We start from the raw sequence: 15,856 nt of genomic DNA, 5'->3' as shown, positions 1-15,856 counted from the left end.
ACTTGCGGAGAATCCCGCCTGAGCTCCCTTTCAGGAGACTTGGAATGCATCTTCTAAAGCCCGAACATTTGCTTCAATTCTCGTACAAAGGTTCGGCTGACGGGAATCCTGGATCCGTCCTTCATATATACATTATAAGTTCCGTTGAACCATGGCTCGATTTCGTCAATCCCGTTGCCATTCACAATGTAGCTTCTGTGCACTCTGACGAACAGCTCCGAAGGCAGTTTTTTCTCAAGCTCCACTAGAGTGCCTTCGAATTCATAGCGCTGCTGGGCTGTTTTGACCACGCATTTGCCTTCTTCGGACCCGGCATACACGATCTCTCCGGTTTCAAGCAGGATGAGCCGTTCCCCTTGGGGGATTGCAATCTTGGAATGAAGTTCAGGCCGAGTATCCGTTCGGGTATGCGAAGCGGTATGCCGCGGGCCGCTCACCGGCGACTGGATACGGTATTTCTTGATTTTGTCAAGCGTCTGGCGGATTCGTTCCTCCTCAAAAGGCTTAAGGATGTAATCCAGCGCGTTCAGTTCAAAAGCCTGCAGCGCAAACTGGTCGTCTGCGGTAGCAAACACGACGGCCGGGGTGTAATCCGCCCTGGCCAGCTTCTCGGCGATGGAAAGCCCGCTCTCCTGCCCCAGCTGCAGATCCAGGAACACAATATCCGGCCGAAGCAGATTGATCTCCTGCAACGCCTGCTCCACATGGCCTGCTTCCCCGATCAGCTCCACCTGGCCGGTCCTGTTCAACAAATATTTCAGCTCGTCCCTTGCAAACGGCTCGTCTTCGACAATATAAACGGTCAGCATAAATCAAGCTTCCTCCCTTCTGATGGGCACCGTCAGCTGTACCGAGGTTCCCTTTCCCACTACGCTCTGGACGTGAAATTCAGCCTCTTCCCCGTACAAGCTCAGCAGCCGCTCCCGTATGTTCCACAAAGCCGTTCCCGTTCCCTGCTCCGAGCTCATATGCCGGTACCCGAGCTGCCGGACTTTGTCCTCCGGGATGCCTGAGCCGTTGTCACTCACGTTGATCTGCAGGCTGCCTTCCTGGGCATGCGCAGTTACCGTCACCGCACCTTCGTACCGGGCACTCGGAAAAGCGTGCTTTAACGCATTTTCCACCAGCGGCTGAAGTGTAAAAGGAGGCACAAGCACCTGCATCATGTCCGGATCGATATCCCGGCGCAGTGTAAATTTTCCGGGGAAACGGGCTTGTTCCAAGGACAGATAAGCATCGACATGCTCCAGCTCTTTGGCCAAGGTGACCAAGGTATGACCCGCGGCCTGCAGATTGCTTCTGAAAAAAGCCGCCAATTGGATCAGCAGTTTCCTGGCCAGCATCGCATCAGTGCGGCAGACGGAAATAATCGTATTGATGGCGTTGAAAAAAAAGTGCGGGTGGATCTGCGACTGAAGCGCTTTAATCTCCGCGTCCCGAAGCAGGCTTGTCTGATGCTCGGCCGCGCCAAGCTCCAGCTGGGTGGAGAACAGGTTGGCCAAACCCTCGGCAAGCTCCTTTTGTACTGTATTTAAACCCGTTGGGTGCCGGAAATAAAGCTTCAGGGTGCCGACAGGCTCGCCTTTTACTTTGAGCGGCAGGACCAATGCGGCCTTGATCGGGCAGCCTGCGTAATAGCAGTGGATATCCTCCGGCGAACCGGCGGTGCGGATGCGGCCTTCCCTGAGCACCTCACGGGTAAGCTCCGTCGCCAGTTCACCGTCGGCCTTATGATGGCCGGAGCCGATTCCGACATGCGCAAGCACTCTTTCCCTGTCGGTTATGGACACTGCATCGGCCCCCGTGTACTGCCGGATAATAAGCGATGCTTCTTTGCAGGACCGGGAACTGAGCCCCTGCCGGAAGAAGGGAAGCGTCTTATCGGCAAGCAGCAGAGCCTTCTGTGTCTGGATAGCCTGCGCTCTTTCCTCTTCCCTGCGGACAGACTGCAGTATGGCCATAAAAATCCACACCCCAAATCCGTTTACGGCAATCATGGGCAGGCCGATCAATTCCACCAGGCCGATAGCCGAAGAAGACGGTTTCACAACCACAAGGATAATCGCCATTTCCAATGCTTCTACTGCCGTCCCGACTGCAGCCGCCTGCAATGCCGTGAAAGTGCCGCGGCGGCGGTAAAGAATACCAAGGAAGCCGGACACCAAACCGGCGATGATGGCTGAAACGCCGCAAGCGAGGCCGGTCAATCCGCCCAGCTGAAACCGGTGGATACCGGCCACCAGACCTATGCCCAATCCGACGATCGGGCCTCCTAGCAGCCCGCCGATCGTAATTCCGATGTTCCTGGTATTGGCTATGGCCTGAGTAGATTCGATTCCGGTCGTCCAATCCTTATGGACAATCCGGTCCGGTTCTACTGTGATTCCGGTGTAAGTGCTGATGATGCCGAACAAGCCGAAAATCAGGACAAGGAGCAACTTCTCACGTAGAGCCGGCCCGTGCCAAACCGTCCTGCGGAACGGCTTAAACCGGGTCAGCAGAAAAGCAAGCGTGACGATAATCGCCATCCGTTCGAACATAAACGGCAGTAAATTCCACATTTTCGCGTCCTCTCCGCTATAACAGATCTACAAACGTGCATCTTTACGATTGTATTCACACTCGAACCAATCCAGTTATTCGCTCCGTTATAACAAATATTGACTTGCATCTCATGCGGCAACGCCCTAACCGATCAACCGAAGCTGCTGCGTGCCCCTAAGCTGGTGTATGGTTGCCGCGCCGATCCCGAACATCGCTGCCTTCAATTCGAGCTCGACCCGGTCGAACTCCACCTCCAGCCGTTCAGACGATTGGACGGCAGCAGACAGCAGCGAACGGCCCAGCCCGGCCAAGTTGGCACCCAAAGCAATCGCTTTGGCTGCTTCCAGGCCGTTTGTGATGCCTCCGCTCCCGACCAGCTCGAGCCCAGGCTCGGCCTCGGCAATCTCGCGGATGCACTCGGCGGTCGGAATGCCCCATTCCGCGAAGGTTTCGGCGGCCTTCCGCCTCACCTCATCTTTCGCGCGGTGCTTTTCCACCTGGCTCCATGATGTCCCTCCCGCACCCGCAGCGTCGATAAACCGGATGCCGGCATCCCTCAATCGGGAGGCGAGCTTGCCGTTCACGCCCCATCCCACCTCTTTTACTCCGACAGGCACTTCAAGGGCACGGCACACTTTTTCAATTTGAATCAGCAGATGTTTAAAATTCGTGTTCCCCTCGGGCTGGAATAGCTCCTGGAGAGCATTGAGATGAAGCACAAGCCCGTCAGCCTCTACAATGTCAACCGCCTCGCGGCACTGGTCGGCCCCATATCCGTAATTCAGCTGCACCGCGCCCAAATTGGCCAATATCGGAATCGAGGGAGCGTACTGCCGGACGGCAAAAGTGGATGCGAGCTCCTTCCGCTCAATAGCCGCACGCACCGAGCCAACGCCGAGCGCCCAGCCCTTGCTTTGCGCCATCTCCGCCAGCCTCCGGTTAATCCGCGCAGCCTCCGTCGTCCCTCCCGTCATAGAGCTCACCAGCAGGGGAACCTTCAGCTTCTTATTTAGAAATGAGGCCTCAGGTGTCACATCCGCAAAATCGATTTCGGGCAGCGCGTTATGGTGAAAACGGTAGCGTTCCAGTCCGCTCGTCACCTTCCGTCCTCTCACCTCTTCTTTCAGACATATATCGATATGCTCCAGCTTGCGGGATTCCGTCAGCCCCTTATTATCGCGTTCCATTATTATTCCCTCCGACAAACTTGCCCGATTTTAATGCAAATTCCATCAACCTGTGTCAAACTAAGGATACCTGCAAATTTTTATTTTGCCAAATATTCAACTATATTAAACATGGAGGGAAACTGCTATGATTCTGGAAGCTGCAATGCTGCTGGTGAGGCCCGGCATGGCCGAGGAATTCGAGCTGAGGTTCAGGGAAGCTTCCCGCCTGATCTCCTCGATGAAGGGGTATCAATCCCATGAGCTGCATCAATGCCTGGAAGTGGAAAATAAATACCTGCTGTTAGTCCGTTGGGACACGCTCCAGGACCATACCATCGGGTTCAGGCAGTCGGCCGAATACGAGGAATGGAAAGGGCTGCTTCATCAGTTTTATGAGCCTTTCCCGATCGTAGAGCATTTTACCCGCGTTGTTTAAAGACAAGACGTCAATACTCGCAAAAAGATCACCTGCGGAATGCCAAAATGAAGCTGTCGTATATTAACCTCCAAAAGAGCTGTCTCCATGTGCATAGAGCACTTATGAGACAGCTTTTAATCACAACAAAACTTGATGCTGCCATATATGAGTGCTGCCAAAGCTTCCTGCTGTAAACGTTACGCAGCTCACCGAATTTCTTAACACGTTGGCCGGCCTTCCACGATTTTAAGCAGATGGCACTCTCAATCGTTTCCCCTGTTTCACCCACTCCGGCAGTGCCACGCCGATCAGCACCACAACTACTCCTATCCACTGCAGGACAGAGACATGTTCATGCAGAACGAACGAAGACAATATAACGGCAACCGGCAGCTCGGCGGCCCCCAGTATGCCTGTCAATCCCTCCCCTATATTCGGTACGCCAATCGAGAAAAACAGCGGCGGGATGACGGCCCCAAACAGCGCGAGAGGCACCGCATAGAGCAGCAGACCGCTCCATAGAACCCCGTTAAACAGAAAAGAGGGCGGAAACAAAATGAACACGAGGATGACCGCACCGGTCAGCATCCAAGCGCTCCTCTGCGCGGGCTGTACTTCCGGTACGGTTTTTCCTGCGAACTGTATAAACAGTGTATAGCTTATAGCCGAGAGCAGTCCCAGCACAATTCCCCACAGAGTAAACTGCAGTCCATGCTCAAGCACTCCCGCAGCCAGCAGCGTTCCCGACAGCAGTACGGCCAACGAAGCAAGCATCATCGGGCCTGGCATCCGGCGTTTTCCCACCGCCTCGATCAACACAGACATCCATGTAAACTGGAATAAGAGAACAATCGCCAAAGAAGCCGGGATACTCTGCAGCGCCCCGTAGTACAGAAGCCCTGTCGCGCCTGTCGGTGCGCCGGCGGCCATCAGAGCGATTGCTTTGGTTAAGGTTATCTTCGCATACCCCGTATCAGCGCGGCCGTTCCTTGCTTCGCGGGCAGTTTTCCTACTCCATCCCTGCCCAATGACGACAACCAGCCACATGATCACCGTCCCTGTCAGCATCTGGCTGCCCACCACTTCCCCTAAACTGTACCCGGCGCCATACGCAAATTTAACAATAGTTGAAAGGACACCATAGCTGCACGCCCCCAAGAATACAAGTAAAATCGATTTCCATCTCATTACGTTTTCCTCCTTCGACTCCCTTCTGCCTCTATTGCAGCCTTATCAAAAATGAGCAACCCGCGAAGTCCATTTCTCTTTAGCGATATTAAACTTTAATATACAAAAAATCCGAACATACAAAAAATCCCGGCTGACGTATAGGGTGGTATAAATGCAACCCTATATTCGTAGCCAGGAATTTACGGTCCCTTGTAGAAACCCTCAACCTAATTATGAGGATATACGAATTTTATAAAAATAATTCACTGCTCTAACCTTTATAAAGTAAATCAATTCCAAACCATTGTCAATGGAAAAACATTTCCGCCGTGACAAAAACCGGGATCCTTAAAGTGCATTGACTAGCTGCTTGTCGAAAAATTTATTGTATGCTGTGACCATGTACAGAGGCCATACTGCTATTTGATGTCGGATTTCCCGGGAAATGTCGAAGTCCAAAAGCTGGCGTCGCAGCGAAAACAATCACCATTCGACTCTGGAAATGCTTATACTTTTTGTTCGCTAGAAAAGGTCCCATACCAGTACGCAGCCTAGTGTATGTATTATGCAACTAGGAAGTCCAGAAAGTTGGGTTTGTAATCGATTAGATAAGGAAATCCGACAGCCGGTTTTTTCATCGAATATTTCACAAAAATAAGCAGCTGATCTCGGCAGCTTTCAGTTCGTAAAACACAGACTAGTGAAGGCCCTATCTCGTTCGTTGGAACAAAAGGTCGGCGAAATTTAACGAATAAGAACTCGAAACGGCGCTATCGGGCAAAAAGGACCAGAAAATTAAGAATAGCGCCCTGAAATCGTGTTCGCTTTTATTTCGGAGGCTGTACTAGGTGAATTCTAATGTCAATGCTAGCATCACGTTCTCTTCCCATTCACAACTACCGCTACAGAAGACTTGACAACATCCTCCAATAGACTCAGACAGGAGGTTTTCTTAACGACTGCGAAACGCATAAAAACCATGCCAAAAAGTAAAGTCAGATGGGGTTGTACGAGAAAACAACCGTATCCATCAGGACCCGGTTCGATTTCTCGCCCGAACCCGGTATACGTACTGGCCAAGGAGCATCCTCACGATATGCGTAAACATCTCCTGCCGGCTAACCATCCCGCTTGTAAAAATACCGATCGCTCCCGGTCCGCTGCGAATGTTATGCTGCTTTGTGTAGCTGTCCATCACTTCAGCCAGCTCTTGGCCGGCTTTCAAGGGAGCCAGGAACTCATCCGGCAGCCGAATCCTCGCTCCTCCCGCAATGACGGGATCGCCGGATCCATCGGTTAGCGCGCCCCAATTGCACAAAAACAAGCCGTGCCCTGTTTCCACCACTCCGCCTTCGAGGCCGATTCCTATATCGGCTTTCACCAAACGCAGCGCATTTCGGGCTCTGTTCACAGCTCCCAGCACCGTTTCCTCATCCGAGAAAGGCTGCTCCGCCACGCCGGAGGACGCGGAAACCGGGATAACTAGAGTTTCATTGTCGGCTCTTAGCCTATTGTTACCGATGCGCAGACGCCATCCGACCCAAGAGTCTGGCCGTTCCTCCCCTTCGGGAGCTGTGCCGCCTTCCAAACCGGCTATTACACTGCCTAATTCCCAGCCCTGGAACCGGACATCGTCGAGAGCCCTTTCCACCGCTTTAACTTTTGTCTGGTTGGTAGATCCTACAGCGATTTGCATAAGTGCATCACAGTCCAAAAATCGCGTTAATCATCGGCTCCGTCTGTCCTCCAGGGTAAAGCACATACAGCAAAATGTATACCAGAACCCCTGTCGGTGCGGTAACCAACCACATAACGGCTGTCCATCTGCCGATTTTCTTGTGCCTTTTAAAATTTTTCTTATACGCCAACGTCAAAGTGACTAATCCGAACACACCGGCAAGTGTGGCCAACGTAATATGAAAAAAGAGAAACAGGTGATAAGCCAAGCTCAGTGATTCAGGCCCTCCGTATGAGGTGTTGCCGACGAATAAAGTTCTCCCGATATATAGAATGAAGAACAGCAAAGCTAAAATCGAAGAGACTATCATTAATCTTTGGTGAGTCTGTTGGTTCCCTTTGCGAATATGGTACCAGCCGAAGGCCAGCACTGTAGCGCTGGCGACAATCAATAAGGTGCATATCAACGGCAGCAGTTGCATGTAAATCCCGTCCATTCTGCTCGCAGCTTGTGAGGATCGGCTGAATAATCGCCGTTCCGGCTGCTTTAAATAGTTTTTGCCTGATTCAAGCCCGCAGGCCGGTTTTGATCTTCCGTATCGTTTGCATTTAAATAGCCGTCAGGGTACGGATCCTCCGTACGCCTTTCTTTACGATACCATTTAAAGAAAATGTACGCCAGACAAGTTCCGTATACGATCTCCTGAATGATTTTCATGATGACCCCGCCCAGCTGCTGATCGTCGATCATAGGGAAGAATTCAAACGGAGGAGCGGCATTCATGTAATTCGTATACAGCAGTTGATTGGCAAAAATAATTAGAGCACAAGCCGGAGTAAGCAGTATTCCGTTTCCGAAGACATATGCCATTTTCTGCAGCTCCGATAAGGAGTCCGCTTCTTCAATTGGCGCAAATACAGGAAACCACATTTGAAAAGCGCTCAAGAACAGCACCAAATGATAAAGCAAATGCAGCCAGCCGATCTCCATTAGTGTGTTCAGAACTATCGGAAAATGATACACGGAGAACAGAATATTAAAGGTAAAAACGGCGATCAACGGTTTAACTGCAAACCGGGTGACCTTGGAAAAAACGCCCTGGCTCATTATCGGCTTCACCATCCATTCCGGCGTCCCCAAATAAATGAGCGGCGGGACGACGAGATAGAGCAGCGACTGCTGAAGCATATGCATGCTGAAAAAGAAGTGATGGCCGTAATAATCCAACGGGCTTCCTTGACCGATATAGAAAACTACCAATCCGGTTATAAAATAAAGCTTCTTCCCAACCGGCACGGGAGCCGCATCGGCAAACCGCTCCTTCAGCGGCCCTAGACACATAAAATAAAAAAGTGCGATCAAGCCGATCAATACGATGATACCGGGATTCCATAAATCCGCAAAGCTCGCGGTCCCGTGATGCAAAGGATTCACGGAAAAACCTCCCTTCATTTTGAAAAAAGGAGGAGGCTGTATTAACGCTCCGCCTCCCCCGTACATACTACCAAACCCAATATACAGCCGTAACTACTGCTGTCAATGCCACAAAAAATCCGAATGCGAGTCCGATAATCGCATGTAAATGGCCTCTGTCCTTCATGTGCATCCAGAAAATGAGCTGGAAAACAGCCTGCACAAGAGCCAACGTCACAATGAAAATCATGATGAAAGCCGGATCCAATCCACCGTACAATACTACTGCGAAAGCCAGCATTGTCAGCAGAATCGATACGATGTAGGACAGGTAATGATTCCTTGGTCCTTCATGCCGGATTCTATGGCTTGGAGATGTCGGTTGATGATTGTCTGTCATCTTAATGCGCCACCTTCCCCATCAGGTAAACAACCGTGAAGATAAATACCCAAACAACGTCGATAAAGTGCCAGTACAGCGCGGCGACATAATACTTAGGTGCGGTGACCACTGTGAGCCCTTTTCTCAAACCTTGTAAAATCAGAGCTGTAATCCAACATACTCCGAACGCTACGTGGGCTCCGTGGAAGCCGACGAGCGTGTAGAACGAAGTGGCGAATGCAGTGTTTGAGAAGACATGCCCCTCTTTTACATACTGCGAGAATTCAGAAATTTCCAAACCCAGGAAAACCAAGCCCAGTACGATAGTGACGAGTAACCACATTAATAATTGATTGAGCTTATGTTTGTGCATAGCCATTACGGCAAATACACTGGTTAAAGAACTCGTAAGCAAGATGAAAGTCGAGAGTGCAACAGTTCCGGTTTGAAACAAATGGTCGGGCGTCGGCCCGTCTCCGACCGATCTGCGAAGGGCAATATAGGAAGCGAACAAGGTACCGAACAATACGGTCTCGCCACCCAGAAACAGCCAAAAACCGAGAATCTTATTTCTTGCTTCAAGCGTTGCTTTTTCCGGTTCCGGAGGCAGCGTTCCTACTCCGTGATGGGTAACGGTACTCATGCTTTAACCCCCTTTTCTTCCAGCTCATCCTTCTCTATGTGCCAACCGTGGTCGTCATATAGAGAGCGAAGCAGCATACAAACGAGTGTAATTCCGATTCCGACGATAGCTACGATGAAAGTCTTGTACATGAACCCGTAACCGGAAATGAACAATCCGATGGACATTACCAAAGGCAGAATGGACGGAGAAGGCATATGAATCGGTCCGACCGGTTCTGCAGGAGTCATTTCCTTGTTGCCGGCCATCTTCTCGTACCAGAATGCGTCCAGGCTCTTGACAAGCGGAGTCTGCTTGAAGTTGTACTCCGGAGCCGGGGAAGGAATGGACCATTCCAAAGTTCGTCCGTCCCAAGGATCATTGACCGCGTCCTTCGGTTTTCTGGCCGTCGCAAGAATGTTAATAATAAAGATTACAGTACCGATTCCCATAAGGAAAGCGCCGACCGAAGAAACAAAATTGCCTTCGTCCAGCCCTTGGTTAGGCAGGAACGTGTAAACCCTCCGCGGCATGCCGAGCAATCCAAGGAAGTGCTGAGGGAAGAAGGTCAAATGGAAACCGATGAAAAAGAACCAGAAATGGAATTTGCCTAAAGATTCGTTTAACATACGGCCGAACATTTTGGGCCACCAATAGTACAGGCCGGAGAATACCGATAGAATCAGGCCGCCGACGATGACATAGTGGAAGTGCGCGACTACGAAATAAGTATCATGGTACTGGTAATCCGCAGGAGGTACGGAAAGCATAACCCCGGTGGTTCCGCCCATTACGAAGGTGGGAATGAAGGCGACAGCCCACAGGTTGGCGGTAGTGAAACGGATATGTCCGCCCCACAGAGTGAAAAGCCAGTTGAAAATCTTTACCCCCGTAGGTACGGCAATCGCCATCGTCGCCACTGAGAAAATCGCATTGGCTACAGGCCCCAGCCCGTCGGTAAACATATGGTGAACCCATACCATGAAGCCCAGGAATCCGATCAAGACGGTAGCGAAAACCATTGAGCTGTAACCGAACAATCTTTTGCTGGAGAAGGTACTTACCACTTCAGAGATAATTCCGAAAGCGGGCAGAATCAGAATGTAAACTTCAGGGTGCCCAAAGATCCAGAACACGTGCTGCCACAGCACCGGATTACCGCCGCGGTTCGGGTCGAAGAAGGCGCCGTCAAAAATACGGTCGAACATAAGCTGAACCAGACCTACTGTAATGACAGGGAAAGCGAACAGGATAAGCGCCGACGTAACGAACGCAGTCCAAGTGAACAGCGGCATGCGCATGAAAGTCATGCCTGGAGCGCGCATGTTGATGATGGTGACGAGGAAATTAATGCCCCCGATTAGTGTTCCAATACCGGCAATCTGTAAACCTAGAACATAAAAATTGGTTCCGACGTGATCTTTTAACGTGGAAAGCGGAGCATAACCGGTCCATCCGGCATCCGGTACTGCGCCTAGGAACCAGCTTGTGTTCAAGAGCAGTCCGCCGAAAAAGAACAGCCAGAAGCCGAGAGCGTTAACGAACGGATAAGCAACGTCCCTTGCCCCGATCTGCAAAGGCACAATCGCATTCATAAAGGCGAACAGGAGCGGCATCGCGGCCAGGAAGATCATTGTCGTTCCGTGCATCGTCGTCAATTCGTTAAATGTATTGCCGATAAAAATGTGCTGGTTTGGATATAACAGCTGAATCCGAATGAGAATCGCTTCCAGTCCACCGATCAGGAAGAAGATTCCTCCGCCCAGAAGATACAGGATACCGACCTTCTTGTGGTCAACCGTTGTAAGCCAATCCATTAAGCCGCTGTATCGTTTGACTTCGTGTGAGTGAGCCAACTTTTTTACCTCCCAAGAGCTTCCGCAGGAAGCTAGCATCGTAAGCATTAACTGAGCTTCCACAGGAAGCCAGCATCGTAAAATCAACTGAGTTTCCAGCAAGAAACCGGCATCGTAAGCGTTATTTTAAAGTGTTTAAGTATTTGACAAGATCGTTGATCTGGCTGTCGTTCAGTCCAAGCTGAGGCATCGAGTTGCCCGGCTTGACCGCTTGAGGATCTTTGATCCAGGTCTTAATGCTTTCATCGTTGTTGCCGTTCTTGCGGTCAAGCACACCTGCGACCATCTCTCTGTGAGCGAAACCGTTCAGGTTAGGACCGAGGCCTGCTCCATCGGGTGTTACAGCGTGGCACTGCAGGCATTTGTTCTTGAACAGCTCTTCGCCTGCTTTGGCGTCGGCGGCCACCGTTTTAGGCGCTTTCATATCGGAGGTCCACTTCTGGAAATCCGCATCGGACAGAGTTTTCACTTTAAAGTCCATCAAGGCGTGTGACGCTCCGCAAAGCTCGGCGCATTTGCCTCTGAACACTTTATCGATCTGGTCAGGGTCTGCGCTTAAGTATAATTTATTAATTCTTCCCGGGGTAGTATCGACCTTTCCCGCTAAGGAAGGAACCCAGAAGGAATGTACGATGTCAGCGGAGGTCAATTCGAAGGCAATCTTCTTCCCTGCCGGAATGACCAAATCCTGAGCGGTCTTGATTCCGTAATCCGGATAATCGAATTCCCACCAGAACTGATGAGCCGTAACCTTGACTTTAACCGCATCCTTTTCGCTCTTGTAATCTTTGGCGAGATGGAACGTTGTAGTTACGGTCGGCACAGCAAGCACCAAGAGAAGAAGGATTGGGATGACAGTCCAGATAAGTTCCAGAACGTGGCTGCCTTCCACCTGTTTGGGTATGCCCTGCTGACCCTTCCGCTTGCGGAAACGAACCAGGACGTAGAGGTAGATGGAGATAACTACAATAAATACCACGATCATGATGCCCAAACTGAGCATCATCAAATTGAACTGCTCTCTTGCCACATCGCCTCTAGGCTGCAAAGCGGACAGGGTATCGATTCCACACCCTGTTAACAGGAACGTCATCACCGCGAACAGCGGGATTAGACGCCATAAAGATTGCCAACGACTCATTGCTTATCAACCCCACTTTTTTTCGAGAGTTAAGAGAAAAAATAAGTTTCAAAAGAAACTTATGGCTTCCGCTCACAAGAAAAGCTCCCAAAGAATTCAACAAATCGACACAACCTTCGACGTTGAATCACGGTAAGCATCCCAATGAAAACTTTATTAATAGCATGGATCGCACTGCCTTGTTAACCGAACCTCAATTACGTTATTAACTATAAATTGGGTATTCTTTTTTGTCAATAAATCTGGCAGAGTTCACAAATTGTTCTAAAAGCTGTTAATATATTGCCTTTTTTAGGCTTAATCTGGCCATGCGGCGTGTAATTCTATGTAGAAAGCTGCCGTAAAATTGTTCCTCCGGAATTTATTCTTAACCAAATTGTATAAACATAAATATCCAGCATAAGACGCGATGCTCTCCAGCGCATGCTTCTTCAGGTGACACAGGATGACCAGATCATCTGCATAGCGCACCAGTGTCCCTAAATCGCGTCTTTCCATCTCCCTTTGGGATATCTTTTCTGCGAACCGGTTTTGGAGGGCACTTTCCGGCTTTCAGTGTATCGATGGTTTCATTAATCAGGCGATCTTCCCCGTATGTTTGCGTAATCCAGTCTATTGTGATCTGGTCGATGCCGGCACTGCCGCCATTGGTCTTGACTTGCTGCCAGGCCTTCGATTCTCCGGGCGACGATGCGACACTGCACGGTAAGTGCTCAGACCGTTAAAGCAGGGGAATATCCGCTGAAGTTGAATTGATCCAACACAACTATAACGCTAAGGTGATCTTCTGGATTGGAATAGTGGGGATTTACGAAGACAACATCTCCCAGCGGATGAATGTATCTACCCACACTTATCCACAGCCACCGAAAATCATAATTTCCTATACAATAAAAAAAACCCCGGCTATTTGCCGCGGAGATTGGCTGGCGCGTAGGGCGCACTGACGGTTAACGCTTTAAAGTTTTCGGTGCGCTTTACGATTTTGCCGGTTTTGATCAGATAGGTGTCCCCGATTTTCCAGGTATGGCTTTGCGGGTCCTTCCTGCGGATATAAACATAGTCATATTTATCGGAAGAATAAATTTTAAATCCTCGCGTCCGGCAGTCCCTGAGGAACCTCACATCTTCGCCCAGCGAAATATTGGAAAACCGCACCCGCCGAAACAGCTTCTTTTTGAATAGAATGGTTCCGCCCGCCACGTGCCCGACGAACCTGTTCTGATTTCCCGGGAAGCGCAGCACGAGAAGCTTTTTGGATTGAAGATAAGTAAAAATTGTCCGTTTGCCGACCACATCCGCATTCTTGCGCTTCATCGCCCGAATGGCCCGGTTTAGATAGTTGGGGGCGTAGTAATCATCATGGTCGAATTTGGCTACAAGGGAGTAATTTGCTTTTGACACTCCGAAGTTGAGACATTTGCCAAGCGAGACACGGCCCGGTATCCGATACACTTTTACATTTTGCAGCCGTTGCGCTTTTTTGAGGTAGGGTGCCATCGGGATGCTGTCCTTGTTAATGACGACAATGAGCTCTTTGCGGACTCCCTTTTGGCGGGTATAGTTCGTGAACAGGTTGCCGATAAAGGCAAGGTCGTTGGTGCAAGCAATAATGGAGACGCCTCTGCCGTTTTTACGGTCTTTCGTTGTATCCACTCCGGTCCTCCTTCCGCTGCTTGTGTTATCTTTCCTTTATATGTTTAACTTCGCAAGAGAGGCACGGCTGTGACACGTTGCGAGTATAAATTGGCTTTTTTTGCCGCAGAATGGTTTAATACATTCATACCGCACGAGCAGAGGAGTACAATTATGGAGCAATCCTTTATCAATCTTGGTGTCAGAAAAGAAATCGCGGACGCGCTCAGGGAATCCGGGATACACGAGCCGACGCCGGTCCAGCTGCAGGCCATCCCCGTGGTCATCGCTAACAGGGACGTTATAGCGCAGGCGCAGACCGGAACGGGCAAGACTCTGGCCTTCGGCCTTCCGATACTGGAAATTGTCAATCCGCAAAAGGATGAAGTGCAGGCGCTCATTCTCACTCCCACGAGGGAGCTGGCGATCCAGATTACAGCCGAGCTGAAAAAATGGGCGCAGGTCGCGGGAGCGAACATTCTCGCGGCGTACGGCGGACAGGATGTCGAGAGGCAGCTAAAAAAGCTTCAGGGCAGCATCCATATCGTGGTGGCCACTCCGGGCAGGCTGCTGGACCATCTTCGCAGAGGCGCCGTCAATTTCGGAAAGCTGGCCGTGCTTGTGCTGGACGAGGCGGACCAAATGCTGCAAATGGGCTTCCTGAATGAAGTGGAAGAGATTATAGCGCAGACGCCGGGCAGGCGGCAGACGCTTTTGTTCTCGGCCACGATGCCTTCGGGGATCAAAAATCTGGCTAAACGCTATATGCGCGAGCCGGTGACGATTCAAATCCATACCAAACAGGTGACGGTGGACAAAATCGAGCAGTGGCTTGTGGAGGCGTCCGACCGGAACAAACAGGACGCGCTCGTAAGTATGATCGAGGAGCAAAACCCCTTCCTCGCGATGGTGTTCTGCCGGACGAAGCGGAGAGCGACGACGCTGAACGAAGCGCTGCTCGAGAGGGGCATCGCCTCCGACGAGCTGCACGGGGACCTGTCGCAGGCCAAGCGCGAGCAGGTCATGAAGCGGTTCCGCGAAGCGAAGATCCAGGTGCTTGTAGCAACCGATATCGCCGCGAGAGGGTTGGATGTGGAAGGCGTCTCCCATGTCTACAATTATGACATCCCCCACGACGCCGAGAGCTACATCCACCGGATTGGCCGCACGGGACGGGCCGGCCAGACGGGCGTTGCGGTCACGTTCGCCTCGCCGCGCGACCGGGAATTTGTGCAGCTCATCGAACGCGGCATTTCGATGAAGCTGCGCAAGCGCAGCTTCGGCCGCCGCGGCGGCGATGAGCCCGTCGACGCCTTCGCCGCGCAAGGCGAGCGCGCGGAGCGCGGAGCCCGGCACGGCGAAGGCCGCGGCGCGAGCCAGCGCAGCGCGGCCGGGCGCCGCAGCGCCGGCGCAAGCGGCGGTCCGCGGGGCGCAGCCGGCGAGCGCGCAGCCGCCGGCCGCCGCGGCCAGCGCGGCGAGCGCAGCGGGCGCGGGCCCGGCACGGCCGGCGGCCCGGCGCGGGGCGGCGGCGCAGGCGCACGCGGCGGAGGCCGCAGCACGGGCCGCGGCAGGTGAGCCAGTCCCGACTCTGTACCTGGGAGTCGGGATTTTCTGCTTCATGGGCCAATATGATATGATGGTTTAAGTAAAACACTTAACGGCGTCCTTTAGATCTTTGCGGCAGAAATAAAGGATTTATACTTTCTTGACTTATAAAAAAACCTCTGTCGAGGCTATAAACGATGAGAGACGGCGACTTAAAGGTAGGTTTTCTTGGTAAACAAAGTCTCATTCGCTTTAACAAACTTGACTTTCTTTATCGTCGCCA

The 15,856-nt window shown here is 51.5% G+C and carries 14 protein-coding genes and 1 riboswitch; of the genes, 2 read left to right on the top strand and 12 right to left on the bottom strand.

Annotated features, from left to right (window positions below; all coding sequences use genetic code 11):
* Nucleotides 1-53: 53 nt before the first annotated feature.
* From ACZ5N7_RS16180 to fni, 3 genes are all read right to left on the bottom strand, one after another.
* Nucleotides 54-809 carry a LytR/AlgR family response regulator transcription factor gene (locus ACZ5N7_RS16180; RefSeq protein WP_464655604.1) on the bottom strand — a complete coding sequence of 252 codons (756 nt, stop codon included), beginning with the start codon at nt 807-809 and terminating at the stop codon, nt 54-56.
* A gap of 3 nt (nt 810-812) precedes the next feature.
* Complete coding sequence (locus tag ACZ5N7_RS16175) at nt 813-2,561, bottom strand: LytS/YhcK type 5TM receptor domain-containing protein (protein WP_464655602.1); 1,749 nt, start codon at nt 2,559-2,561, stop codon at nt 813-815.
* A gap of 126 nt (nt 2,562-2,687) precedes the next feature.
* Complete coding sequence (gene fni, locus ACZ5N7_RS16170; protein ID WP_464655601.1) at nt 2,688-3,731, bottom strand: type 2 isopentenyl-diphosphate Delta-isomerase; 1,044 nt, start codon at nt 3,729-3,731, stop codon at nt 2,688-2,690.
* A gap of 127 nt (nt 3,732-3,858) precedes the next feature.
* Between fni and ACZ5N7_RS16165 the strand changes: the two genes are divergently transcribed.
* Nucleotides 3,859-4,149 (top strand): antibiotic biosynthesis monooxygenase family protein, encoded by a 291-nt coding sequence (locus tag ACZ5N7_RS16165; RefSeq protein WP_464655600.1) that lies wholly within the window; start codon nt 3,859-3,861, stop codon nt 4,147-4,149.
* Between the two features lie 228 nt (nt 4,150-4,377).
* Here the strand turns inward: ACZ5N7_RS16165 and ACZ5N7_RS16160 are convergent, their stop codons facing one another.
* The 9 genes from ACZ5N7_RS16160 to ACZ5N7_RS16120 all read right to left on the bottom strand — a co-directional run bounded on the left by ACZ5N7_RS16160 (nt 4,378) and on the right by ACZ5N7_RS16120 (nt 14,049).
* Nucleotides 4,378-5,319: an EamA family transporter gene (locus ACZ5N7_RS16160; protein WP_464655598.1), complete on the bottom strand. Its 942-nt coding sequence runs from the start codon at nt 5,317-5,319 to the stop codon at nt 4,378-4,380.
* A gap of 151 nt (nt 5,320-5,470) precedes the next feature.
* A riboswitch (purine riboswitch) is annotated at nt 5,471-5,568 on the bottom strand.
* A 763-nt stretch (nt 5,569-6,331) separates the two neighbouring features.
* On the bottom strand, nt 6,332-6,997 hold the full coding sequence (locus ACZ5N7_RS16155) for a DUF84 family protein (protein WP_464655596.1): 666 nt from the start codon (nt 6,995-6,997) through the stop codon (nt 6,332-6,334).
* Between the two features lie 7 nt (nt 6,998-7,004).
* On the bottom strand, nt 7,005-7,460 hold the full coding sequence (locus ACZ5N7_RS16150; RefSeq protein ID WP_464655595.1) for a DUF420 domain-containing protein: 456 nt from the start codon (nt 7,458-7,460) through the stop codon (nt 7,005-7,007).
* A 65-nt stretch (nt 7,461-7,525) separates the two neighbouring features.
* Nucleotides 7,526-8,413 (bottom strand): cytochrome c oxidase assembly protein, encoded by an 888-nt coding sequence (locus ACZ5N7_RS16145; RefSeq protein WP_464655594.1) that lies wholly within the window; start codon nt 8,411-8,413, stop codon nt 7,526-7,528.
* A 67-nt stretch (nt 8,414-8,480) separates the two neighbouring features.
* On the bottom strand, nt 8,481-8,792 hold the full coding sequence (locus tag ACZ5N7_RS16140) for a cytochrome C oxidase subunit IV family protein (RefSeq protein ID WP_464655593.1): 312 nt from the start codon (nt 8,790-8,792) through the stop codon (nt 8,481-8,483).
* A gap of 1 nt (nt 8,793) precedes the next feature.
* Entirely contained in the window at nt 8,794-9,417 is a 624-nt protein-coding gene (locus ACZ5N7_RS16135) for a cytochrome c oxidase subunit 3 (protein ID WP_464655591.1), read from the bottom strand.
* Complete coding sequence (gene ctaD / locus ACZ5N7_RS16130; RefSeq protein ID WP_464655590.1) at nt 9,414-11,252, bottom strand: cytochrome c oxidase subunit I; 1,839 nt, start codon at nt 11,250-11,252, stop codon at nt 9,414-9,416. Before ctaD ends, ACZ5N7_RS16135 begins: the two co-directional genes overlap by 4 nt.
* A 121-nt stretch (nt 11,253-11,373) precedes the next feature.
* On the bottom strand, nt 11,374-12,393 hold the full coding sequence (gene coxB / locus ACZ5N7_RS16125) for a cytochrome c oxidase subunit II (protein ID WP_464655589.1): 1,020 nt from the start codon (nt 12,391-12,393) through the stop codon (nt 11,374-11,376).
* 906 nt (nt 12,394-13,299) lie between these two features.
* A complete protein-coding gene (locus ACZ5N7_RS16120; RefSeq protein ID WP_464655588.1) occupies nt 13,300-14,049 on the bottom strand; it encodes a glycosyltransferase family 2 protein in 750 nt (249 codons plus the stop codon).
* Between the two features lie 153 nt (nt 14,050-14,202).
* On the opposite strand from ACZ5N7_RS16120, the gene ACZ5N7_RS16115 reads away from it, so the two are divergent.
* Complete coding sequence (locus tag ACZ5N7_RS16115; RefSeq protein WP_464655587.1) at nt 14,203-15,603, top strand: DEAD/DEAH box helicase; 1,401 nt, start codon at nt 14,203-14,205, stop codon at nt 15,601-15,603.
* Nucleotides 15,604-15,856: the final 253 nt, after the last annotated feature.

It is taken from the genome of Paenibacillus sp. JCM 18996, from assembly GCF_055392555.1.
The sequence above is the reverse complement of the archived record's forward strand: the minus strand, read 5'-3'. Positions and strand labels throughout refer to the sequence as shown.

Excerpts from the sequence above, each read along its gene's own strand:
- ACZ5N7_RS16155 (WP_464655596.1), bottom strand. The coding sequence starts at position 6,997 with ATGCAAATCGCTGTAGGATCTACCAACCAGACAAAAGTTAAAGCGGTG.
- ACZ5N7_RS16150 (WP_464655595.1), bottom strand. The coding sequence starts at position 7,460 with ATGCAACTGCTGCCGTTGATATGCACCTTATTGATTGTCGCCAGCGCT.
- ACZ5N7_RS16140 (WP_464655593.1), bottom strand. The coding sequence starts at position 8,792 with ATGACAGACAATCATCAACCGACATCTCCAAGCCATAGAATCCGGCAT.
- fni (WP_464655601.1), bottom strand. The coding sequence starts at position 3,731 with ATGGAACGCGATAATAAGGGGCTGACGGAATCCCGCAAGCTGGAGCAT.
- ACZ5N7_RS16175 (WP_464655602.1), bottom strand. The coding sequence starts at position 2,561 with ATGTGGAATTTACTGCCGTTTATGTTCGAACGGATGGCGATTATCGTC.
- coxB (WP_464655589.1), bottom strand. The coding sequence starts at position 12,393 with ATGAGTCGTTGGCAATCTTTATGGCGTCTAATCCCGCTGTTCGCGGTG.
- ACZ5N7_RS16135 (WP_464655591.1), bottom strand. The coding sequence starts at position 9,417 with ATGAGTACCGTTACCCATCACGGAGTAGGAACGCTGCCTCCGGAACCG.
- ACZ5N7_RS16165 (WP_464655600.1), top strand. The coding sequence starts at position 3,859 with ATGATTCTGGAAGCTGCAATGCTGCTGGTGAGGCCCGGCATGGCCGAG.
- ACZ5N7_RS16115 (WP_464655587.1), top strand. The coding sequence starts at position 14,203 with ATGGAGCAATCCTTTATCAATCTTGGTGTCAGAAAAGAAATCGCGGAC.
- ACZ5N7_RS16160 (WP_464655598.1), bottom strand. The coding sequence starts at position 5,319 with ATGAGATGGAAATCGATTTTACTTGTATTCTTGGGGGCGTGCAGCTAT.
- ACZ5N7_RS16180 (WP_464655604.1), bottom strand. The coding sequence starts at position 809 with ATGCTGACCGTTTATATTGTCGAAGACGAGCCGTTTGCAAGGGACGAG.